Genomic DNA, 23,585 nt, shown 5'->3' on the forward strand with positions numbered 1-23,585 from the left:
AGGGGAAAAACAGTGACGCAGCCTCATGAAAATCCCACACCGGATCTGATATCCGCAAATGACAATCTGACACCAGAAGGTGTCGAAAAAGCCGCTCAAGCAGCGGTCTATGCAGTTGCCAGCCTTATCGGTCGGAGAATGGCACGGGAGTATTTCGCCTCTTATCGGGCAGCTAACGACAACGGCGCTTTGTCCGATAATTCCCAGAAAATCGAGGAAACCCTAAAATGACACGTGTAGTATACTATGCGCGGTATTCGACTGATAAACAAAGCGCCAGTTCAATCGAAGATCAGTTCCGGCTATGCGAGGAATTCGCGACGCGTGAGAAGTGGGCGGTGATCGGTAGTTATCATGATGCTGCTATTTCTGGCTCCGGGATGACTTTAAGGCCCGGCATTCAGGCCCTCTTGCGCGATGCGCAGGCGGGAGCGTTCGATGTTGTACTGGCTGAGGCGCTGGATCGCATTTCGCGAGACCAGGCGGACGTCGCAACATTGTTCAAGCGTCTTTCCTTCGAAGGCATCGCCATCATCACTTTGGCGGAGGGGGCAATCAACGAACTCCATGTTGGTCTCAAGGGAACGATGAATGCTCTGTACATCAAAACTATCGCCCGGAACACGCACCGTGGGCTTTTGGGCCGGGTGATGAAAGGCAAGTCTGGAGGAGGCCTGTGCTATGGCTATCGGGCGCTCAAGAAGGTTGATGCTAATTTCGAACCCGTCCGGGGTGATCGGGAAATTATAACTGAAGAATCTGAAGTCATTTGTCGTATTTTTCGAGCTTTCGCGGCAGGACAAAGCCCTCGGTCTATTGCCGTGGAATTAAATGGGGAGGGGGTTCCTGGTCCGAAAGGCCGTGCCTGGAGTGACACGACCATCCGGGGTCATGTGTCGCGTGGAACCGGGGTCCTGAATAACGAATTATATGCCGGAATACTGGTGTGGAATCGGCAACGATTTATCAAGGACCCGATTACCGAAAAACGCGTTTCCAGGCCCAATCCAGAACATCTGTGGATCAGGACCGAAGTGCCAGAACTCAGGATAGTCCCTGACGATCTGTGGCAAGCCGTGCGGGCGCGCCAGAAGGAGATTGCTGCCAAAGTCGGTCTATGCCCTGCGAATACACGGGAAGGCCGAGCACGGCGGTTGCATCTGGCAAACCGGCCGATGTCGCTGCTGTCAGGGTTGCTCTCATGCGGGTGTTGCGGTGGAAAGATTGGGATCATCGTAAATGGCCGGTTTGGGTGTTTGAATCACTCTCGCCGGGGAACTTGCGAGAATAACCGGACGATCATGCGTGAGAAAGCCGAGGCTCGGGTTCTTTCTGGGCTACAAGAGCGTCTGGTGACTTCCGAGGTGGTTGCCGAGGCCGTTCAGGCTTTTGCAAAGGAAGTGAAGCGTCTGAACCAGACGTGGCGTGTGCAGAGTGCTGCTGATCGTAAGGCGCTCGGGAAGGTCGAGCGAGCCATTGCCGGAATCATGGCGGCAATTGAGGACGGTATGTATCAGTCTTCGATGAAGGCACGACTGGTCAGCCTTGAGGGGCAGAAGGTGGACATAATGGCTCGCTTGGGTGAAGCTCCGCCTGATGTTCCCAATGTGCATCCGGATATTGCCAGTCACTATCGGCGGAACGTGGAGCGCTTCACCGAAGCGCTGGACGATCCGGACGGCGGCAAGGAAGCAACCGAAGCTTTACGCTCCCTTATCGGAGGAATTGTTTTCACCCCAGGCGAGAAGCGGGGAGAAGTTCATATTACATTACGCGGCGAGCTGATGGGTATTCTCGACGTTGCAAATGACGTCAGCGGCAAAAAGGAAGGTCGGCTTATGACAGCAGGGGAAGCAGGCCCCCGCAACCAGCCGAAATAATCAATATCATACACTCAGCCGCCCCATGGGCGGCTTTCTGCGTTCCAGATACCCACGCAGGGGACACGTGGGAAGAAAATCTCGCGTAGTGAACGTGCGGCTGAAGATGTGGCATGGAAGACCTCAATCGGTGAACAATGGGAGAGCTTTAGAGAGGCAACGACATTTCATTAGCTGTTTATTGTCTCTGGCCGGTACGTGACGTTTCTATGGAAACGCTTCGTCAAATAGTCTCTACAAAGCGCAGTTTCTGCAGTCGATGGGGTTATGATAGGGCCTGTACCGAAGGTAAAACTCTCCAATACCACCGGTGCCTTAATAATAAGGCCTATGTGGTAATCTGGGTTAGAGGAAAAGATATTTAAGGGCGAGGGTGCGGTTTCCATGAATTGAGAAGCAGGGCATTGCTTACGACTGACACGGAACTCATGGCCATGGCTGCGCCTGCGACAATGGGGCTGAGTAGACCAAAGGCCGCAAGAGGTACGCCCAAAATATTATAAATAAACGCAAAGAAAAGATTTTGTCTGATCTTGGAAAGTGTTGCATGTGAAAGTGAAATTGCATCAAGCACACTGGTCAGATCGCTCTTCATCAAAATGATGTCTGCCGTGTCTCGTGCAATATCTGCTCCTGCGCCAATAGCGAAGCTAACATCCGCGGCCACGAGTGCTGGAGCATCGTTAATGCCATCTCCGACCATACCGACACACTCTCCTGTGGCGCGATATTTTTTTACGGTGTCTGCCTTGTTGGCTGGCAATACACCCGCAATGTAATCATCTATCCCAACCTCTTGCGCGACTACCCTGGCGGTACGTTCGTTATCGCCTGTTAGCATAATAATGCTAATACCAGCTTTTTTTAGAGCCTGAATGGTTGAAACGGCATCAGGACGAAGAGTGTCAGACAAGGCGATAAACCCGAGAAACTGTTCTCCTTTTCCTACGCCAACAACGGTTTTCCCATTCTGTTCCAGATCAGAACTGATACTATCCGTTTCTAAAAAACCGTTATCTTTCAGGAAAAATGGCGACCCAAGAAAAGCGGAAACGCCATCAATCTGACCTGTAACGCCTTTACCAGGGATGGCTTTGAAGCTATTTACAGATTGAGTTTTCATCCCTTTTGCGGCGGCGTAGTCTACAATCGCACGTGCAAGAGGGTGTTCAGATCCGGCTTCCAATGTAGATGCCACTGAAAGCAGAGCATCTTGCTCAATACCGACTGCGGGTATCACATCAGAGACTGTTGGTTTTCCCTTTGTTAAAGTGCCTGTTTTATCAACAATCAAAGTGGTCAGCTTCTGTGCCTGTTCAAGCGCATCTGCATTCCGAAACAAAATGCCGGCCTGTGCTCCTAGTCCTGTACCGACCATAATGGCTGTAGGCGTTGCCAGCCCCAAAGAGCAGGGGCATGCAATAACAAGCACCGATACTGCAGAAACCAGGCTCCATGTCGCACTGCCTGTTATAGCCCAACCGACCAGAAATGTTGTGGCTGCAACGAGAACAATTGCAGGTACAAAAATTCCGGAAACCTTGTCTGCCAGCCTCTGGACGCTTGCCTTGGAGCCCTGTGCCTGCTCAACCATTTTGACAATATGCGCCAGAGCCGTATTCGCGCCAACTCCTGTCGCTTTTACGCGCAGTAGACCATTAGCATTCATGGTGCCGCCAAAAACCTGATCAGCTTTCTGCTTTAAGACAGGCACACTCTCCCCTGTGAGCATGGCTTCATCTACTTCTGATGTGCCGTCAAGAACTGTTCCGTCAACAGGGACAGTTTCACCAGGACGAACCAGAAAGATATCGCCAACAGAGACATCGGCCACAGGACGGTCAGAGATCGCACCATTGCTTTCCACATGTGCTATTTGTGGTTGAAGCTGCAACAGACTTTCTAGTCCTGCACCAGTTTGACGTCTGGCGCGCATTTCCATTAATTTTCCAAGAGAAATCAGTGTAATAATGGAAACACTGGCTTCAAAATAAAGCGGCTGATTCAGTTGGAATAACACCACAACAGCACTGAAGAAATAAGCGATGCTTGTGCCTAAAACAATCAGCACATCCATGTTGGCGGCTCCGCCACGGAGTGCGTTCCAGGCTTGTCTATAAAACCGTCCGCCACAGAAAAATTGCACGGGGGTGGCCAGAAAAAGCTGTATCCATCCGGGCATCATGCCAGCATGGCTGAAAAACATGCTGACCATCTGAACGAGGAATGGAACTGCGAAAAAAGCCGTTAACAGAAAATGATTGCGCTCTTTGCGCCATAATTCTTCGCGCTTTGTGCGCAGGCTTTCGGGCTTTTCTTCTTGTAAAGGATGTGCGCCATAGCCTGCTTTTTCAATGGCCGCCACAAAATTTTCTGGTTCGATAACACCGGGAACAAATTCAATATGAGCTTGCTCTGTCGCAAAGTTAACAGTTGCACGTGTTGCTGGGAGTCTGTTGAGAATTTTTTCAATGCGGGTGGCGCAGACGGCGCAGGTCATGCCGGACAGGGAAAGGATCAGGCTGTTTTCGTCTACCGTGAAGCCTGCTTTGCGGACCGCATCGATAATCGTATTGATGGGGGGGGCTGATTCATCAAGCAGGATCTGCACTCTCTCAGAAGCCAGATTGACGGTGGCTTTTACCCCTTCAAGACGGTTCAGAATTTTTTCAATACGGGTAGAGCAGGCTGCGCATGTCATGCCTCCAACGGAAAAATTGATAGCGTCTGACACGATCATCGCTCCTTAAGAACGCTTTGGTGGAAATATACCCCTTACCCGTATTTTGGAGCTTATCTCTAGTTCTCACTTCTGGCTAGAGGAGAGTCCACACCGCGACTAACTTCCACTTCCTTTTGACACAGAGAAAACAGAGGAACGCTTTTTCATTCTCTCTCTTAGAACGGGGTATCCATACGATGAAGCGCAGAGAGAGCGTGGAGGGTTCGAAACCACCCTTCAGATTTTCCCGCTTATTGAAATATCAGGGAGTTATGGTCGTCATTCGGTTAGGGAAAGAGGGTTTTTCGTGCCCTCCCGTAAGGGTACACTCTTCAGATGATTGTTATGAAGTTCCGACCGCATTGACCAGTCAGTTCTGGGCGTCAGATCTGTATGGTGATCCTTTAGGTAGTCTATATTATTAAAGGCGTGGATATTCTGATAGATTAGCAGACGCAATCTGTTACAAATATGCGGCAACAGAATGGAAAACCCATGGGAAGAGCCCCTCAGACATCCGCTTCTTCAGTAGAGTGCGAAGCATGTTCTTCTTCAGAGAGCCTGCCGGACAAGCGCGTGCAACAGCCGGGTAAGAAGGCTCTTGTTAACCGTTTGCGTAGAATAGAAGGCCAGATTGGTGGCGTTCTGAGTATGGTGGAAGATGACCGTTACTGCGTAGATATCCTGATGCAGATCTCTGCGGTCAAGTCGGCTCTTGATGGTGTTGCAATTCAGATTTTATCCGCCCATGCCAATGGCTGTGTAAGGAAGGCTGTAAAAGAAGATGACGGAGCCGAAGCAATAGATGAACTTCTGGGTGTTATTCGAAAAATGATACGATAATATTGGAAAATTCTCTGTCAAACGGTTGGGGGGATTACGATATTAAAGAAAGGAAACTGGGCTTTCAGGGGCGCGATTTCTACATTGCTTCTTTTCGCATATTTTCCCTCCCCATTTATTGTCATCACTGTTCTGTCAGTAATTTTTCAGATATCCCTATCGCTCCAAAGTTTCTAATGGCTGGGGCAAGGTAGACGAAGGCTGCCCCATGTCCATTTTCTGGCAGGCTGTTTCTTCCTGCTGCATTTCGGGTGGCAGAGATTTTCCCTGCTTTTGCCAAGCCTCAATCTTGGCGCACAATGCCATTTGTTGATCCATCGTAAGGTGTATCATTTTTCCTTGTTTTGATGGCGGAGTGCTGATGCCTACTTTGTTCCGCGGCTCTGCATACGCAACATTTATGAAAAAGAAAGCAAGGAAACCAACATAAAGAGGGGACATGGCAAGATATTCCTGATGAAAGTAAGGGATTAGAACCAGCTTCTTATGCCAACAGTCAGTCTTAAGGATCCGGTTTCTTCTCCGTGGTCGTGGGCAATTCTGCGGGCCTGCGTAAGATAACCTGCGTATGTAAAGGCGATGTAAGGGGCAAATTTACGCCAGAGTTCGTACCGAAGCCGTAAGCCGGTATCAACATCCGATAGACCTGCTCCAACCTGTCTTCCGGTATCAGATTTGGTGTAAAGATTCAGTTCTGCCTGAGGCTGCAAAATCAGGCGATTGGTTAATAGAAAATCGTAAGACCCCTCAAAGCGGGCGGCAAAACGTCCGCGATCACTGACATAGGCTGTTGCCTGAACTTCAAATTGATAGAGGGCAAGCCCCTGAATGCCTAATGCGCCCCATGTGCGTGTTGGTCCATCATCTATGTCTGCCCGCACGCCGCCCTGAATATCAAAATAGGGGGAAATGGCACGGCTATACAGAAGTTCATGGTCTCCATCATGCAGGCGACCGCGTTCCAGAGTACCTTCTGTCTTCAGCCAGAGCTTATTGTAATCTGAGCCATACCAGGCTTCTCCGTCCCAACGGAAATCCGTTCCAGACGCAGCATAACGGCCTTCAAATTCATCAAGAATGCCGTGGAAATAACGGCCCTGATCCATGACGGGAGAAATATGACCAACAGACACCATGGGTGTGTCAGACGGTGCATCGGCAGCATGGTAGGTTGTTTGCGCGGCCCATACGGTTTTGGCCTTTGCCAAGGAGATGATCAAAAGGGCCGTAAGCCGTAAAATCTGTTTCATTCCACAATCACCGTGCGAAACATGCCCAGATCCATATGCAGCATAAGGTGGCAATGGTAAGCCCACGTTCCGGCAACGTCCGCCGTGACCAGATAGCTCAGGCGGGAACCGGGTTGTGCAATAATGGTGTGCTTGTAGGGACGAAATTCTCCTTGTCCGTTTTCCAGCTCACTCCACAATCCATGGAGATGAATGGGATGCTCCATCATCGTGTCGTTAATCAGCGTGAAGCGGACACGTTCTCCTTTTTTCAAACGAATAGGGCCGGATTCTGAATATTTGCGACCATTGAAGCCCCAGATGTAGCGCTCCATGTTGCCGGTGAGATGTAGGATAATTTCACGCGTTGGTGGGCGTGGATCAGCACCGGGCCGGGTTGCCCGCAACTGTTTATAATTCAGAACACGTCGACCGTTATCTTCCAGCCCATCCCCGGGGCTGCCTAACCGGTCAACCGGCATGACGGCCACATTCTGGTTTTCCACATTCAACGGGGGAGGACCAGGATCATCCACTTCCATCGGCGGCATGGCCATGGGGCCCATGTGGTGCATATGCCCCGTATGGTCAGCGCTCATTTCAGGCATATCCATTGCGGGCATATCGTGCCCGGACATGGACATATCATCCATAGTTTCGCCGGGTTTCATGGTCCCCATGCCCATGTCGATCATGGTGCGAACAGGTCGTGGGTCCATGGGGGGAATGGTGCCGATCATGCCTTGGCGCGGCGCGAGAGTGCCGCATGCATAGCCCGTGCGGTCTTCACTCTGGGCAAAAATGGTATAGGGCCGCTCGTCCTGCGGGCGTATAATCACATCATAGGTTTCCGCCACACCAATGCGGAATTCATCAACCGGCACGGGCTCCACGTCGTTCCCATCCGCCTGCACGACCAGCATTTCCAGACCAGGAATACGCACATCAAACAAGGTCATGGAAGACGCATTGATGAAGCGAAGCCGGACCCTTTCACCTGGGCGAAAGAGACCATTCCAGTTCATGCCCGGTGCATGGCCGTTCAGGAGATAGGTATAAATAACGCCGCTTACATCCGAGATATCAGTTGCGGCCATCCGCATGCGGGACCAGGCAAGGCGATCCTTAAGAGCCGCCCATGCATTTCCTGCTTCCCGAGCTTCCTTGGGGAAAGAGGCCGCTGTGCGTTGTTTGAACGTGTAATAGTCATCCTGCATCTTGAGATTACTGATCATGTCCATGGGGGACACATCCGTCCATTCAGACAGCACAATCACGTAATCTCGGTCACACTGGTTCGGGTCAGGGTGAACAGGATCAATAACAATCGCCCCGTATAGCCCCTGTGCTTCCTGCATGCCGGAATGACTGTGATACCAGTAGGTCCCACTCTGATGCACACGGAACCGATAGGTAAATGTGTCTCCCGGCTTGATGCCGGCAAAGCTTAACCCCGGCACACCATCCATATCAGACGGCACACGGACGCCGTGCCAATGAATGGAGGTATCTTCATGCCTGAGTCTGTTCGTAACAGAGATGGAAACAGTATCTCCCTGTTGCCAGCGCAGAATGGGACCGGGAACACTCCCACCAATACAGGGGGCGTTCAGGCTCTTGTTATCAATGCTTATACGGGTGTGATCGACCGTCAGGTTCCATAGGGAGGAGGCCTGCGCAGGCACAATGCCAGACGCGCTTGCCATGGCAGAAGCCGGATGTGGCAACGCTGCCGCCACACATCCTGCCCCCAACCCATTGATAAACCGACGACGTGTCAACCCACTCCGTTGAGGAAACGAAATGGACATCAGCAAAATCCGAACTGAAAATAGAGAACGCCCTTTCTATCCGTCAGGACATCAGGACACGTTTCACATATCGGGCAGTCAGAATGTGCTGATTTTGGGAGGGGGAAGGAGGGGAAGCCGATCTGCTCCGACAAATCCGGTAGATCTGGAGACAAGAAAGGGCTGGCTGCTGATCACAGGGGCATATGCAACCATGACAGGTGCGGCCGGAGGAGGAATATCTGATGATGCCGCATGCACATCACAACATTTTTCGTGGTGATGGACTGCCACTGCATGCAGGGCATGATGCGCGCCATGACACTGCATTTTCGCTTTGTCATGACAGGAAATCATCATTGTCCGCGCTTCGTGGCTTCGTGCCTGAACGGGAGACGCGCCGGTAATCAATCCAATCTGCATGAATAGGCACGCAAGCAGACCGATAATGGTCCGGCCATATATTCTGACCATCCAGCGCTCCTTTCCTTATGCAGTCACCACGAACATTGTGACGATTATACCCATGGGGGGCATACTGGAAAAGCTTTTATGTCTGAGTGGGGCAGACGTCGTATTATACGGACTTTGACCTTCCCTCTTTCTGTATGCGTTTTCATGCACAAAAGGAGGGAAGGGACGTTTAAACGGACCTCAATACGCGGCACAGAACAGTCTGCCCGTTCTCATGCTTTGATACGGGAAGAGATGCTGGCGTTGCCTATCTTCAGGGTTGGGCTGAAGAGGGAGTGAGAGCTGTGTTCAGGACATAAGCGAGACGAACACCCGCCTTCATAAGCTGTTCCCGCACCACGGTTTGGGCGGCTGCATCATATCCCGGGGGCAGCGTGATCGGAGCGCTATCCTGTGAACAGCCGGGTTGGCTATCCAGTTGGTATGCATATTTCTGGGCGAACGAGAAACTTTCCTGTGCCCAGTCTGCGGGAGTGCCCTGTTGCCACTTCTGCTTGTCATCATATGTAATCTGCGTGAAGAGCTTGTTCGCCAGACTGTTCGGATCGGGATCAAGCTCAGACACCAAAGCCGTGTCCCAGTAAGAATGGAGATTTGTGGTGCGGGGGCCGCCAAGGGCAACGCGGACACAGTTTCCGCCTTTGTCATGGTTATCAGACGCATGCAAAGGCTGGTGCAGATCGCCTACAAAATGCACAACATATTTTAGCGCCAGAATGCGTTCTGCAGGCGGCGTTTTAGGATCTGCCAATTCTTTCTCAAATTGAGGAATCTTGTTTACAATGCAGTCCTTGGCTGGTCCCTTGCTGGCAGGTCCATCCTGTGTCGGAAAATTATAACACGCCTGAGCCAGATCTGGGTGGTCTAGCTCAATATCAACAAAATGCCATTCTCCGGTTTCCTTGTGTCCTGCCGCACGCCAAGCATCAGCCCATGTAGAGCGGGACATAAAATCCGGCGGGGTCAGGGTGTCTTTGTCCTGACGGAGGATAAGGTTGATGGTGTTGCGGGCCTCAGGCGTCAGGTAGTCCCAGGCAAGTGCGGCGACAACCTGATGGCCTTCCCGGCCCCAGGCAAGAGCTTGTGTGCTGGTGGTGGCCAGCCCAAGCATTACGCTTGCGGCCAACGAGAGCGAACCAATCCGTATTGTCATACAATGTTACTTTTCTGTAATTGTTTTGTGTCGCCCAAAATGTAGTGGCTTTTGAGGAGGACAGCCATAAGAAAATCCCCCAACCGTTTTGACTCAAAAACGGAATAACGTTTTGTGAAAAAACTGGGGCAATATGTATCAGAAAGAATATGAAATTATTATGAATGTCTTCTATTAGAAAAATAACTGAATAAACTGTGCCGCAGGTTCCCCCATATTTCCTTGATGAAAGTAGGATTTGATGTTTCCCCAGCGGCACTTTTCAGTTTTCGCTTGCCTGATCTGTTCGACTGTTCTGTCGTCACCTCTCGTTGCAATGGCTGACACGGTGTCTGAAAAGAAGGCAGCGGGTGTTACACACAAACAGCGCCCGGCTCAGGCGGCCAAGTCGGATGAGCAGGCCCAGCCTCTTCCAACCATGCTGGGGCAAACGTCTCCTACCGATGAAAATGTGGAAGTGCGCGGTCATACACGTGATCTGGGGGATGGTGATACAGGCAGGGCGTTTGGTGGGGGGCTGATGACACCAACGGATTCTCCCAAATCTGTTTCTGCTGTTACCCGTGATTACATTGCAAAACAGAACCCGGCCCTGAACCCCATGCAGTTGGTTCAGCTTCTGCCGGGCGCCAACGTTTCTGACAGTGATCCTTTGGGTATGACAGGCGGCAACATGTCTGTCCGTGGCCTGACGGATTCCCAGATGGGCTTTACGCTGGAAGGGTTTCCAATCAATGATATCGGGAATTTTGCTGTCTATCCGCAGGAAATTGTTGACGCAGAAAACCTGAAAACTGTTCGGCTGGCACAAGGATCGGCTGATCTTGATAGCCCACACATCAGCGCGTCTGGTGGCGTGGTTGATATGTATATGATCGACCCCAAGAAGGTCATGGGTGGGCATGTGGACATGACCTACGGGTCCTACAACGCCACCCGCGGGTTTGCCCGGTTTGATACGGGTTACATTGGAAATACCAATCTACGTGCTTATTTTTCCTATTCGCAGGGGCGTCAGGACCACTGGCGCGGTCCCGGTTGGGAAAACAAGAAACACGGCGAAATGAAGATTGTGAACGACTGGGGTGATGGAAACCGTATTTCTCTCGCTGTTGTTGGTAACTCTCTGAAAAACAACGCGTACCCGAGCGTGACAAAGGCAAGCTGGGATCGGTGGGGTATCGGTTTTGATAACCCGGTAGGCAGCAGCGGTCTGAAATCAGGAGATCCGGCAAACACCGTTTATGAACGCCATTATGTGAAAGGGGACAGCAATTATTACAAGCTGCGCCCCAATCCGTTCACAAACATTTATGCGTCCATGCCGTCCACGTTCAAGCTGACCGACCATCTGGTGCTGACCGAAACCCCCTATTTCTGGTATGGTTACGGAAACGGTGGTGGTGGTTATTCAACAGACATGACCAAAATGTCTTATGGTAGCCAGACACTGCCTGGTTCCATAAATGGGGAAACACCTACGGGAAAGGTTATGTTGTATAATCCGTCCCTGACGGAAACCTATCGTCCGGGTGCGACCACCAAGCTGACATGGACAGCGGGCATCAACCGTTTGATGGTGGGGTACTGGTTCGAGTATTCCAAGCAGCGCCAGACTGCACCTTATAGCGAAGTGAGCAGTGATGGCACGCCCTTGAGCATGTGGGGCGACAGCAATAACGTTATTCTCAGTAATGGCGAAAAAGCTCAGTATCGTAATACGCTGACCCAGACGGAAGTGCATACGCCCTTTATCGGGGATAGCCTTTCTCTCCTGCATGGAAAGCTGACACTTGACGCGGGCCTAAAATATTCCATCGTGAAGCGGCGGGGCACGAACTATCTGCCTGATGTTGGCCAGAAATACGTCAATACAAACTACTATCAGGCTCTGCCAACGGCTGCGGTCCGTTACAAGATCGATACCCACAATCAGGTTTTTGTGTCTGTCGCAACAAATTATCGTATGCCACAGAACTATGCATTGTATGATTCCGGTTCTTATGTAGCTGGGTCGGGCTATTCAACAAAAGCCAACCCTGATCAGCGGCCTGAAATCTCCATTTCGGAAGAGGCTGGTTGGCGTTATCAGGGCGACTTGATCTCCAGTTCCATTACCTATTTCCATTATAACTTTACAAACCGCCTGTTTACGCAAACCATTACCAACGATAACGGCCAGTATTGGACAACCAATATCAACGGTGGTGGCGAACATTCAGATGGTGTTGATGCGGAAATCGGCACGCGGCCCATCTATCATATTCGTCCTTATGTCTCCTTTGAATATCTGCATGCTGTGAGTGATAGTAACCTGCCGGTCTCTTCAGGCGCGGTAACAGATTACATGCATACCAAAGGTAAAGTAGCGCCCCAGGCTCCGGCATATCAGGTTGGGTTTGGTCTGGATTATGATGATGGACACCGGTTTGTAGGGTTCAACCTGAAATATGTGGCCAAGCAGTATTCTACATTCATGAATGATGAGCACATTCCGGGATATGTGCGGATGAACGTCAATGTGGGCTACCGTCTGCCCAAAATCGGTATTTTCAAAAGCCCGACCATCCGCCTGAACCTGCAGAATATCTCTAACGAGCGGTATCTGGGCTGGATTAACGCCACTCAGGTCAATGCAAAAACTGCAACGGGTATCTTCGGGAATACGATTGGTGGAAAATCAGCTACTTATAAAATTGCGTCACCTTTTGCCGCGATTGCAACCATAAGTAGTGATTTCTAAGGAGAACTGGTCTGGGTCTCTCAAACGGGCTATTGTAACGGCCTTGTATTGACTGAGAGGAAAACCATGCCGGTTATCGGACGTAGAGGGCTGTTGAAAAGTGGCGGTGGGTTAATAACGGCAGGCCTTCTGGCGTCCATCAATCGGGCGTTGGCCATTCCGGCGGAGCGTCGGAGTGGCACGCTTGAGGATGTGGAGCACATTGTGGTGCTCATGCAGGAAAACCGCTCCTTTGACCATTATTTCGGCCATCTGAATGGTGTGCGTGGCGTGGGGGACCGTCATCCTGTCCGTTCCCCGGACGGGACGCCTGTGTGGTCTCAATGGCGCAAACAGGCGGGGGAAGGGCGGATCATGCCCTTCCAGTTACGCACCCATGTAACAAGTGCGCAGTGCGTGCTTGATCTTGATCATAACTGGACACCAACCCACGCGGCCATCAATGCCGGATGGAATGATCAGTGGCCCCGGCATAAAACCGACATGACAATGGGGTATTACACGCGGGATGATATTCCATATCATTACGCGCTGGCCGATGCCTTTACCGTTTGTGACCATTATTTCTGTTCAACCCCCACCCAAACGCACCCGAACCGTTTTTACCTCATGACAGGAACGGTCGATGCGGAGGGCGTAGGCGGCGGCCCGGTTCTGGATAATGTGGACTGGGTGGATCGCGCCTTTTATCCGGAGGTGCCCGGCCCGTTCAACTGGACAACCTATCCCGAGCGCCTTGAAGCTGCCGGTGTCAGTTGGCAGGTCTACCAACAGGGCCTTTCTCCTTCTGATGTGGAAAACGGAAATTTTGGCACCAATGTGCTGATGAATTTCCGTAATTATGTGGAAGCACCGGAAGGGTCTCCTCTGCATCAGCGCGCCATGACAAAGCGTACCTTGGATGATCTACGGCAGGATGTAATGGCGGATCGTCTGCCTCAGGTTTCCTGGCTGTTGCCCCCTGCGGCTTATTCTGAGCATCCACGCTGGACGCCGGGATATGGTGCAACATATATCGCTCGGGTGCTGAATGCCTTGACAGCAAACCCGCAAGTGTGGGCCAAGACCGTTCTGCTTGTCATGTATGATGAAAATGACGGGTATTTTGATCACGTGCCTCCGCCGCAGCCGCCAACACCCGTGTTGCCCGGTAAAAGCACCGTGGATACGCGCGGTGAAATCCATGACCGGATTACACCCTATGAACCCAAGCGTTATACGGCGGATATGCTGCCTTACGGTTTGGGGCCACGCGTTCCCATGCTGGCGCTGTCACCCTGGAGCGCAGGTGGTTTTGTGTGTTCAGAAGTATTTGATCACACGTCTGTCCTGCGGTTTATTGAAGCCCGTTTCGGTGTGCGTGAAGAGAATATCACACCATGGCGGCGCTCCATTTGCGGTGATCTGACCAGCGCATTTGATTTTTCACGAAAGCAGGGCCTTAAGAACGGCCTGCCTGATACGGCAGATTACAAGCAACAGGTTGACCAGTCGTGCAAACTGCCTGACCCGGCCGTGCCGGTGCAAAGTAACCTGTCTGATATTGGAGAACAGGAAGCAGGCCCTCGGCCCGCTCGGCCGCTCCCCTATGTTCTGGCGGTTAATGAGGTGAATGGTCCGCAGGGAAGCGTGACGCTTCAGTTTGAAAACCATGGAACAGTAGGTGCGTGTTTCTACGTTTATCAGGAAAAAACCAGTGAAAAGCCGCGTCGTTACACGGTGGGGGCTGGGGCATCCCTTCAGGATGAGTGGCGTCAGGCCGAAGGGTATGAACTGCATCTTACCGTTATTGGGCCCAACGGTTTCGCACGGTATTTCCATCGCCCAAGCCGAACATCAGTGCTTGTAACGGCTCAGGATAATCCGCAGACTGGTGAGCTGATGATGACATTTGCCAATCGGACGGCTCATCAGCACATACTGCATTTGCATGATACGGCTTATGGCCAACCGCAGCAGAGCGTAACGGTGCCAGCGAATGGGGTGGCGCATAAAGCACTTGCGCTTGCCCATAGTGACCACTGGTATGATATTAGCGTGCGTGTCGCGTCGGAATCCAAAACGGAAAGCCGGTTTGCTGGCCATGTTGAAACCGGAAAACCCAGCCGGACCGATCCGGCTTTGGGTGCTCCTGTTCTGCAATAACTGAAAGTCCGGACAGAGAGTTGAAGAACTGATCTGTCCTCATTATTTCAGGTCGCACTGGGTATTCTGGTGCGGCCTGTTTTTTTAATCAGCAAGAAGCGGGTTATGGGCGGTTTCAGCCTCAAATTGTTTGAAATTGTTCTCCAGCGCCATTTGCAGACGGGCTTTTTCATTTTTGCCAAGGAAAGCGCGGCATTCTGATGTGTCAGGCATCTGGCAGGCAGGAAGAATTTTCCCATCATGCCACAAGCTTGCGCCCGGAATGAACGCATACTCCAACCCATTGCGGGAAAGTTGCTTCATATCCTGATAGCTCAACGGCCAAGTTGTAGCGGCCCGCAGATATTCCTGGGTCAGGTCTCCCCGTGATACCCCTTCATCATCGGTGGAAAGAGAGACAGGAACAGCGGCCCGCCGATACAATGCAAAAGGATGAGCCTTGCCTTTGATGTTTAGAATAACATCGTTGCTGGTCAGGTTGATTTCCACCATGATTTTTTTCTGAGCCATTTCTTTCAGCAGGCCGGTAGCATCATTTTCCCACATGATGTCCACCCCGTGCCCGATACGGCGTGCTCCTGCTATCTCTACAGCGGAGCGGATATGGTGGGTCAGGCCCTCCGGCGGTACAAGGCCCGGCGTCAGTTCACCAGCATGCAGGCTCAGTTTAACATCAGGATACACGCTGTTGAGGGCCTGAAACATGCGCATATGCTGGTCATAATCGCGCATGGAAACAGGATCATCTTCCGGGCAAACAAAATTGACGCCTACAAACCGTGGGTCAGTATGGGCAATTTCGTATCCAGCATAAAGTTGCGCAAACACAGCCGATGGCGCCACGATGCGGAGGGTCTGGTAAAGATAATGCACGGCCACCTTGCAGCCTGGGTGCGCTTGTGGCGTGCCACATTGCAACACATGCTGGGCCTGCTGTTCCATGTTGTCAGTTTCATGGCGTGCCGTGGCAACCAGTGCGGGCAGGTCTGCCTTAAGCGCCTGCATGGCGTCAGCATAATTCTCATCATGCAAGGGGTGGGCGTTTCCGCTGGCAATCATACTGCCCAGTCCGGGTGAGATCATCAGTTCTACGTAGGTGATATGATCCTGCGCGGCGCGATCAAGCGCCTCGGCCAGACTGTCTCCTGCGTGTTTGTCAGCAGCAGGCCCAAAGCCGGCGAAGGTGGCAAAGAAATGGTCATGGCCGGAGCGATCATTGGCCGTGGGCACAAAATCCCGCATGGAAAGGGCATCAATCATACGGTTTTCGGCAGCTTCATTCGCCGGAAGCGCCGTGGCAGGCCATTCTCCTTTTGCCGGGGTGGCGGCGCAGGCTCGGGGCAGGATGGTTCCCTGTTCCACCGAAATGCAAAGCCCATCCTGTGCGGCCCACTTCAGATAACTTTCCGCATAAATGGCTCCAACCAGATGGTTATGCAGGTCAGCCCCTTTGGGGAACTGGCGCATGAACACAGGTAGCCGTACGGGGTCTGATTGCAGGCTGCTGAAAATATGTGCCGTTTTCTGCTCGTCTGGTGTGGCTGCCTGACAAAGGGAAAACGGTGTTGTCAGAATGGCAGAGGCCAGAAGCAGAGCACGAACAAACATACAGGAACACCATCCGGGAAAGACGTGGTTTATCATTGCTGGGTAACAGAAATCATTCCACTCCAATATCGGATTTATACAGAAGTCAGGCCACCTTTCAAACTCATGAGGAACCGTGTTGCCCTGAGCTTGTCCTCCGGGGCTTGTTTGCGCAGAGAGATGCCTGATTTGTCGGGGTATTGGCCGGGGTATAGCGGAGAATGCTGGCAACAGCGGCATCGTGCGGCAGAGGGGTGCCATAAGAGCTATGATAGCGCGTGGCAAAGGCTTCCCGCTCCAACCGTTCGCAATAGTCCAGATACCGGATCAGTGCTCTTTCGGCTCTGCGCGTGGGGCCATGCACCCGTTTATAATGTCGCCACAGAATCAGCGCATTGACGGACCACGCATCATACGCATGTTCCCTTAGCCTCTGGCGAATGGACGGAGGCAGTTGTTCAAAAGCAGACCACTCGTCTCCCTCATGACGTTGCCAGATTTCATGACGCACCGTCCGCTCGTTTGACGGAGGGGGCTGCGGATGAGGGCGCTGGCTGGGTGTGGACAACCAAGGCTGATAAGCGGACATGCCCTTGCCCATCATGCCGCTTGACGCTTCCAGATGGGAAAAGGGTCCGGCAGGTGCGTATAGCGTTCGGGCTCAAAGCGGGGAGCGCCATCTTCCGGTATCAAGCAGTCGTCCAAAGCAGCGCGCAGGGCGCTTTCATCCATGTCCTGCGTACCAATGAACACAATTTCCTGCCGCCGGTCTCCAAACACAGGGTCCCATTTGCTCAGCACAAAGTCGCGCCACTGGTCTGTATCGGGCCACTGACTTTTGGGGATGGCTGCCCACCACAACCCGATGGCCTGATTACGCACCAATGCCCCAGCCTGCCCCAGTTCTCCTACCCAGTCAGGGCGTGTGGCCAGCCAGAAATGCCCTTTGGCCCGGACCACACCCGGCCAGTTGGCATCCAGAAAATGCTTGAATTTTGCGGGTTCGAATGGTCTGCGCGCACGGTAGACAAAACTGCGGATGCCGTATTCCTCGGTCTCTGGGGTATGGTCCTGAAAGCCGTAGAGTTCCTTGAACCAGAGCGGATGCTGGTGTGCTTTCTCATAATCAAATCGGCCTGTGTTCAGAACACGCTCAAGGGGAACCTGGCCCATGTCCGTCTCAATCACATCGGCATCAGGGTTCAGGGCCAGTACAATCTGGCGTGCCGCCTCTACCTGTTCCGGTGTGGCGGTGGAGACCTTGTTGATCACCACAACATCGGCAAATTCAATCTGTTCAACCAGCAGATCCACCAGCGCGCGATCATCTTCCTCGCCCGCTGTTTCTCCTCTGTCTTTCAGGAAATCGGTGGAAGCATAATCCTTGAGCAGGTTTACGGCGTCCACCACTGTTACCATAGTATCAAGCCTTGCGCTGTCGCTCAGGCTGTTGCCATCTTCATCCCGGAACTCAAAGGTTGCGGCAACGGGCAGGGGTTCTGCAATGCCAGTGGATTCAATCAGCAGATAATCAAATTTCCCCTCCGATGCCAGCCGATGAACCTCCTGCAAAAGATCATCCCGCAGGGTGCAGCAAATGCAGCCATTGGTCATTTCCACCAGTTTTTCATCGGTGCGGGAAAGATCGCCTCCGCCTTCTCGCACAAGATCAGCGTCAATATTCACTTCGCTCATGTCATTCACAATAACGGCCACCTTGCGGCCTTCCCGGTTGTTGAGAATGTGGTTCAGCACTGTTGTCTTTCCGGCTCCAAGAAAGCCGGAAAGAACGGTAACGGGCAGCAATGCGGGCATGGAGGGGGCTCCCTGAAGCTGGAAGAGGCGTAGTCCGCCTTATGTGTTATAGTATAACATAACATATCCTGATCGTTCAATCGTCTGCAATGTTGGTGCTGCATGGGGAAGGAAGCGCTGTTTTCTTGACACTCTGCGCGTTTTGGCGGCATCAACCCGGCTTGATGGTTCTCTCTCCGTTGGGGAGCGATGTAAAAGGGAACCGGGTGCGGTGCCGCGTTGCGTGGACATCAAGGCCCGGGCTGTCCCCGCAACTGTAAGCGGCATGCTCTGCCTACTGGCTGATAAGTCAGGCCACTGGGAGGTTCTCCTGGGAAGGCTTGGGCAGAGTGGACTACCGCAAGCCAGGAAACCTGCCATCAGCTGGGGTCGCAGACGGGAAATGCTGATCGGGGGGTGTCAGCAGGCAGACTGGACCATGGGTGTTCCTGAGAGACGGGAGCAACCAGGGTCAGGCTTTACTCTCGTGGCGACGTCTTTTTACCGCGAGGCCTTTTTCTCTGATGTTCCGCAAAACACTTCTGGTCAGTTCCAGCGTCTTCACTCTGTGGGGAGGCATCGCACTGGCGGCTGATGCACCTGTTTCAAAGCCACAGAAAGGTCTGCCTGCCAAAAAACAGATTGTGGCTGTATCGGCGTCCTCCGCCTCTCAGCCACTCTCCAGTCAGGCGGTATCGGAACTGATAACAGTCAGTGCAGCTCGCACGCCTACCCGAACGGATGATATCGGCACGGCTCTTACCATCATTACGGAAGAACAGATGCTGACCCAGCAGCGCCGCACGTTGCCAGATATTCTGGCACGTCAGCCGGGGCTGAATGTGGTGCGCTCTGGCGGGTTTGGGGCGACAACGGCCATTTTTATGCGCGGCAACAATGCCAATGAGGTAAAGGTGCGGCTGGACGGCATGGACGTGAACGATGGCAGCTCCGCCAGCGGCATGTTTGATGCCGGGCAGTTTGTAACGGATGGTCTCGGTCGGATAGAAATTCTGCGTGGCCCACAAAGTGGTCTTTACGGCGCTGATGCCATGGCAGGGGTGATTGATATGACCACGGCGCAGGGGCAGGGGCGTTTCAAACCGTTTGTCCGGATAGAAGGCGGATCATATGGCACCTTCAATCAGGTGATAGGCGCGCGCGGCAGCAAAGGGCGCTTCCATTATAATGTGGAATTGTCCCACTACCGCATGGAAGGCTTCCATTCTATCCCGCGATATATTGAGCGCTATTATGGTGCCACGCAGGAGCAGCGGCACAAAGGCAACCGTAATGATAACCGGTCTGCCAATATCCGGCTTGGTTATGATGTGACCCGGAACTTTGATCTGGGCCTGACTGCACGTCTGATCCAAAGCAACTACCACACATATTCCCTGTACGATCTGCAAAGCGAGGCCTATGGCGGTGGAAATGTGCGGGAACAGAACAATATGAATCAGGCCGTGGTGCGGGGTACGGCGCATCTGGTGTCTTTCAATGGTTTTTTTGATCAGGTCATCGGTCTTGGCTACATGACCAACCGCAACCGGTGGAACGAAACGGGCCTTTATGCCACCGGGCCGGACTATTATCGCTCAAGCCGCCTCAAAATTGACTGGCATGGCACGTTTGATTTCAGAAAATACGGCACACTGCTTATTGGCGCCGAACATTTTCATGATACGTTTGATTCCAGCCATACGGCCGCTTCTGCCTATGATACCGGCTACCATACACAGGCCAGCATGGATACTACGGCAGGATATGGTCAGTATCAGGGGAACTGGAACCATATTCTGTATGGGGCAGCCAATATCCGGTATGATTCCAATTCCCGTTACGGAAATTACGTGACATGGCGGGTAGCCCCCTCCATCCATATTCCCCACACCGGCACCATCATCAAAGCCAGTGCCGGGTCAGGTTTTCACGGCCCTACACTGTATCAGCTTTTTTCCAATCAGGTGGGGTCCAGTTATTCCCAGACAGGTAACCCGAACCTGCGGGCAGAAAGACTGATCGGATATGATGCTGGGGTAGAACAGAAGCTATTGGGCGACAAACTGCATTTTGGCGCAACATGGTATGACAACCGCGTTAAAAACCTGATCCAGTCCACGGAAAATGTTCAGATGGTAGGGGGGTATCCCTATTATCAGTATTCCTATGGCAACGTGGCGCGTGCGCGCATGTATGGCGTGGAAGCCTTTCTGGACTGGAAGGCGCTTAAAACGCTTGATTTCAATCTGAATTATACCTGGACTCATGCACGCGATCTGAGCAGCAATCTGCCTTTGCAGCGCCGACCGCAGCACAAATTCAACTTCAACACCACCTGGACCCCCATTCAGGATCTGACGTTCTCAGGGAATATTCTTTATGTCAGTGGCTGGCGCGATCTTCCTGTTATAGGAACATCCTATTGCAGCACCTGCGGCAAGGGGCATGGTTATTTCACCATAGATATAGCCGCAAATTACAAGATTAACCGTTATGTCAGCATTTTTGCGCGCGCCGATAACCTGCTGAACCGGCAGTATGAAGAGCCAATCGGCTATCTTCAGCCCGGTCGAGGGGGATATGGCGGCGTGACACTGAGCTACTGATGTACCAGTGGCTGCTTCGGCTGGGGCTGTATGGCCTGCTGTGCATGGTGCTTCCTGCTCCAGTAAAAGCGGCTACGCGGATTGTGTCTCTGAACCTTTGTACGGATCAGTTGAGTTTGATGCTGGCGGATCGGGCCGAGATTGCAGGGCTCAGCCCGTTGGCGCGGGATTGCTCTGGTTCGGTGCTCTGCCAAAAAGCGCAGGATATGCCAGTTCTTGCTCCTACGGCGGAAAACGTGATTGGTGCCCACCCTGATGTCGTGCTGGCAGGGCAGTTTACCGCTCGGGTGGCGGTAAAAGCCGCGCGGGAGATCGGGGCGCATGTCCTCACACTCCCTCCGGCTTCTTCTCTCGCGGATATTCCTGTCCAGATCATGCAGGTGGCGCAGGTGGTAGGGCATCCTGAACGGGGCAGGCAGATGGTTGAAGCCTTCCAGAAGCGTCTTGCTGAACTCAGTCTGGCGCGTCATCCGGATGATCCCGTGGCTGTGGTGTATGAAGCCAACGGCTTTGTGGGCGGTTCAAACTCCCTGCCAGATGATGTGCTGGCACATGCCGGTTTGCGTAATCTCTCAACGGTGGCAGGTATTACTGCTGCGGGAAGGGTGCCACTTGAAACCTTGCTGGCGCAGCAGCCAGATCTTCTGGTGCGTGACAGATCAGGCCAGGGTTATTCCCTTGCGCAGGCCATGCTGGATAATCCGGTGTTGAAACAGTTTTTTTCAAAAAAACATGTGGTGGATATTCCCGCCTCCCTCTGGTTGTGCGGCCTGCCTCAGACACTGGATGCCGTTGACCTCCTGCGTCAGGCGCGTGAGGGCCTGATACAGACGGAGGGGACACAATGAAAACCCGCGGCTGGATACTGAATGGTGGGCTGGTGGCCTGCATTATAGCGCTCTCCGCCGTGTCCCTGTTGTGGGGGGAACATGCGTTTTCGTTCACGCAAGCATTGCGGGAATGGCTGGCTGGGCAGCATACGGCAGAGGCTGTTATCCTAGGGGAACTGCGCCTGCCGCGTATGCTGCTGGCTATCATGGTGGGGGGAAGCCTAGGGCTTTCTGGTGCTGTGTTGCAGGGCTATCTGCGTAATCCGTTGGCAGACCCCGGGTTGCTCGGGGTGTCAGGGGGAGCCGCACTGGGTGCGGTGTGCGTGTTTTATACGGGGCTCGCGCAACTGGGGCTTGCTATTCTGCCGCTGGGTGGGCTTGCCGGGGCACTTGTGGCTGCCGCCCTGCTGGTCATGCTGGTGGGGCGGGGTGGGGCCTTGGTCTTGCTGCTTGCCGGTGCGGCACTCAGTAGTTTTACAGCAGCACTGACAGCCATGGTGCTCAATCTGGTGCCAAGCCCTTATGCGTCTTTTGAAATCATGCGCTGGCTTATGGGGTCTCTGACCGATCGTACCATGTTGGATGTCCTGCTGGTGTTGCCCGGTGTTGTCCTGGGCACTCTTCTTATGGCGTCTTCCGCTCGGGCGCTTGATGCTCTGACCATGGGGGAAGATGTCGCCACAACGCTCGGTTTCCAGTTGAAAGGCATCTCAGGCGTGCAGATGCGTATTGTTATGGGTACGTCTCTTGCCGTGGGGTCCTGTGTTGCCGTCTCTGGTGCAATCGGGTTTGTGGGGCTTGTTGTTCCGCACCTGCTGCGCGGGCTTGCGGGCCATCGGCCATCACGCCTGTTGCTGCCCGCCTTCCTTGGTGGCGCAACACTGCTTTTGGGGGCGGATGTGGTGGTGCGTTTGGCCGCCACACACAAGGAATTACAGATTGGCGTTGTGACGGCCCTTATTGGGGCTCCGGTGTTTTTCCACAGGGTGATCCAGTTCAGAAAGCGCGGAGGGTTCTGATGCTGACCGTTACCGCTCTCTCCTGCCAGATTGGCCAGAATACGTTGCTCCGTTCCGCGTCTGCTACTTTTCCCGCAGGATGTGTGACGGGGCTTATCGGCCCTAATGGTGCGGGCAAAAGCACCCTTTTGCGTATCATGGCGGGGCTGACCGTGCCCACCACAGGGACTGTTTTGGTGCAGGGCCATCCCCTTGCAGCGCTCACGCCAATGGAGCGTGCCCGGTTACTGGCCTATATGCCGCAGGATATTCCGCCGTTTCCGCCTATGCCTGTGCGTGAAATCGCATCTCTGGGGCGTCTGCCATATGGCGAAGGAGCCAGTCAGGCCGAGCATCACCCCGCTGTTGGTCGTGCTCTGGCGCTGACCGGTTTGCGGGCTTTGGCAGGACGTGCTGCAGATCAGCTTTCAGGGGGAGAAAGAGCCCGCCTGATGCTGGCGCGGGCTTTGAGCACAGAGACGCCCGTATTGCTGGCGGATGAGGCAGTGGCCGCGCTTGATCCGGCCCACGCGCTATCGGTCATGCATCTTCTGCGGGCGCTTGCGGCGGAGGGCCGCTGCATTGTGCTGGTTATTCACGATTTGCTTTTGGCAACGCGGTTCTGTGATCAACTGGTACTGATGAAGGACGGAGAAACCGTAAGAAGCCTGCCACCATCAGGCCTGACGGAAGACATTCTTCAGTCTGTTTATGGTGTCACCACCCGCCGGATTGAGCAGGGATGGGTTCCGTGGGATCTGGCAAAAGCTTCCCGGTGAGAGAGTGGT

General features: G+C 53.1%; 17 protein-coding genes, 1 pseudogene and 1 riboswitch. Of the genes and pseudogenes, 9 read left to right on the forward strand and 9 right to left on the reverse strand.

Annotation, left to right across the window (positions count from 1 at the left end; genetic code table 11):
* Positions 1-12: 12 nt before the first annotated feature.
* Together ASN_RS11425 and ASN_RS11430 are read left to right on the forward strand one after the other, a co-directional pair.
* Positions 13-231, forward strand: coding sequence for a hypothetical protein (locus tag ASN_RS11425; protein WP_058988243.1), 219 nt, complete (start codon positions 13-15; stop codon positions 229-231).
* Complete coding sequence (locus ASN_RS11430; protein ID WP_058988244.1) at positions 228-1,880, forward strand: recombinase family protein; 1,653 nt, start codon at positions 228-230, stop codon at positions 1,878-1,880. Before ASN_RS11425 ends, ASN_RS11430 begins: the two co-directional genes overlap by 4 nt.
* Positions 1,881-2,241: 361 nt before the next feature.
* On the opposite strand, the gene ASN_RS11435 is transcribed toward ASN_RS11430, so the two are convergent.
* Positions 2,242-4,620 carry a heavy metal translocating P-type ATPase gene (locus ASN_RS11435; RefSeq protein ID WP_058988245.1) on the reverse strand — a complete coding sequence of 793 codons (2,379 nt, stop codon included), beginning with the start codon at positions 4,618-4,620 and terminating at the stop codon, positions 2,242-2,244.
* A gap of 477 nt (positions 4,621-5,097) precedes the next feature.
* Between ASN_RS11435 and ASN_RS11440 the strand changes: the two genes are divergently transcribed.
* Entirely contained in the window at positions 5,098-5,445 is a 348-nt protein-coding gene (locus ASN_RS11440) for a metal-sensitive transcriptional regulator (protein ID WP_099048306.1), read from the forward strand.
* A 156-nt stretch (positions 5,446-5,601) separates the two neighbouring features.
* Here the strand turns inward: ASN_RS11440 and ASN_RS11445 are convergent, their stop codons facing one another.
* The 5 genes from ASN_RS11445 to ASN_RS11465 form a co-directional block, all read right to left on the reverse strand.
* A complete protein-coding gene (locus ASN_RS11445) occupies positions 5,602-5,886 on the reverse strand; it encodes a hypothetical protein (protein ID WP_058988246.1) in 285 nt (94 codons plus the stop codon).
* A 29-nt stretch (positions 5,887-5,915) separates the two neighbouring features.
* A complete protein-coding gene (locus ASN_RS11450) occupies positions 5,916-6,695 on the reverse strand; it encodes a copper resistance protein B (protein ID WP_058988247.1) in 780 nt (259 codons plus the stop codon).
* Entirely contained in the window at positions 6,692-8,485 is a 1,794-nt protein-coding gene (locus ASN_RS11455; RefSeq protein ID WP_058988248.1) for a copper resistance system multicopper oxidase, read from the reverse strand. The genes ASN_RS11450 and ASN_RS11455 overlap by 4 nt, the downstream gene beginning before the upstream one ends.
* Before the next feature lie 78 nt (positions 8,486-8,563).
* Positions 8,564-8,938 carry a hypothetical protein gene (locus tag ASN_RS11460; protein WP_058988249.1) on the reverse strand — a complete coding sequence of 125 codons (375 nt, stop codon included), beginning with the start codon at positions 8,936-8,938 and terminating at the stop codon, positions 8,564-8,566.
* A gap of 253 nt (positions 8,939-9,191) precedes the next feature.
* Positions 9,192-10,091 carry a S1/P1 nuclease gene (locus ASN_RS11465; protein WP_058988250.1) on the reverse strand — a complete coding sequence of 300 codons (900 nt, stop codon included), beginning with the start codon at positions 10,089-10,091 and terminating at the stop codon, positions 9,192-9,194.
* A gap of 316 nt (positions 10,092-10,407) precedes the next feature.
* Between ASN_RS11465 and ASN_RS11470 the strand changes: the two genes are divergently transcribed.
* Both ASN_RS11470 and ASN_RS11475 read left to right on the forward strand, forming a co-directional pair.
* Entirely contained in the window at positions 10,408-12,834 is a 2,427-nt protein-coding gene (locus tag ASN_RS11470; RefSeq protein WP_082666817.1) for a TonB-dependent receptor, read from the forward strand.
* Positions 12,835-12,900: 66 nt separating this feature from the next.
* A complete protein-coding gene (locus ASN_RS11475) occupies positions 12,901-14,979 on the forward strand; it encodes a phosphocholine-specific phospholipase C (protein WP_058988251.1) in 2,079 nt (692 codons plus the stop codon).
* 84 nt (positions 14,980-15,063) lie between these two features.
* Here ASN_RS11475 and ASN_RS11480 read toward each other — a convergent pair whose 3' ends face one another.
* The 3 genes and pseudogenes from ASN_RS11480 to zigA all read right to left on the reverse strand — a co-directional run bounded on the left by ASN_RS11480 (position 15,064) and on the right by zigA (position 18,381).
* Positions 15,064-16,587 carry an adenosine deaminase family protein gene (locus tag ASN_RS11480; protein ID WP_058988252.1) on the reverse strand — a complete coding sequence of 508 codons (1,524 nt, stop codon included), beginning with the start codon at positions 16,585-16,587 and terminating at the stop codon, positions 15,064-15,066.
* Between the two features lie 193 nt (positions 16,588-16,780).
* Positions 16,781-17,155: pseudogene (locus ASN_RS11485) on the reverse strand (DUF6525 family protein); the annotation flags it as partial.
* 11 nt (positions 17,156-17,166) lie between these two features.
* A complete protein-coding gene (gene zigA / locus ASN_RS11490) occupies positions 17,167-18,381 on the reverse strand; it encodes a zinc metallochaperone GTPase ZigA (protein WP_058988253.1) in 1,215 nt (404 codons plus the stop codon).
* Between the two features lie 148 nt (positions 18,382-18,529).
* Positions 18,530-18,756, forward strand: a riboswitch (cobalamin riboswitch).
* A gap of 125 nt (positions 18,757-18,881) precedes the next feature.
* Between zigA and ASN_RS11495 the strand changes: the two genes are divergently transcribed.
* From ASN_RS11495 to ASN_RS11510, 4 genes are read left to right on the forward strand one after another with little or no spacing between them, the layout of a single operon-like run.
* Positions 18,882-20,969, forward strand: a complete 2,088-nt coding sequence (locus ASN_RS11495) for a TonB-dependent receptor plug domain-containing protein (RefSeq protein WP_167541338.1) — start codon at positions 18,882-18,884, stop codon at positions 20,967-20,969.
* The gene (locus ASN_RS11500) at positions 20,969-21,817 is read left to right on the forward strand and encodes an ABC transporter substrate-binding protein (protein WP_058988255.1); all 849 of its coding nucleotides are present in this window, start codon (positions 20,969-20,971) and stop codon (positions 21,815-21,817) included. Before ASN_RS11495 ends, ASN_RS11500 begins: the two co-directional genes overlap by 1 nt.
* On the forward strand, positions 21,814-22,818 hold the full coding sequence (locus ASN_RS11505; RefSeq protein WP_058988256.1) for a FecCD family ABC transporter permease: 1,005 nt from the start codon (positions 21,814-21,816) through the stop codon (positions 22,816-22,818). Before ASN_RS11500 ends, ASN_RS11505 begins: the two co-directional genes overlap by 4 nt.
* Positions 22,818-23,576, forward strand: coding sequence for an ABC transporter ATP-binding protein (locus ASN_RS11510; protein WP_058988257.1), 759 nt, complete (start codon positions 22,818-22,820; stop codon positions 23,574-23,576). The genes ASN_RS11505 and ASN_RS11510 overlap by 1 nt, the downstream gene beginning before the upstream one ends.
* Positions 23,577-23,585: the final 9 nt, after the last annotated feature.

Source organism: Acetobacter senegalensis, assembly GCF_001499615.1.
In the GTDB taxonomy this organism is placed as follows: Bacteria; Pseudomonadota; Alphaproteobacteria; order Acetobacterales; family Acetobacteraceae; genus Acetobacter; species Acetobacter senegalensis.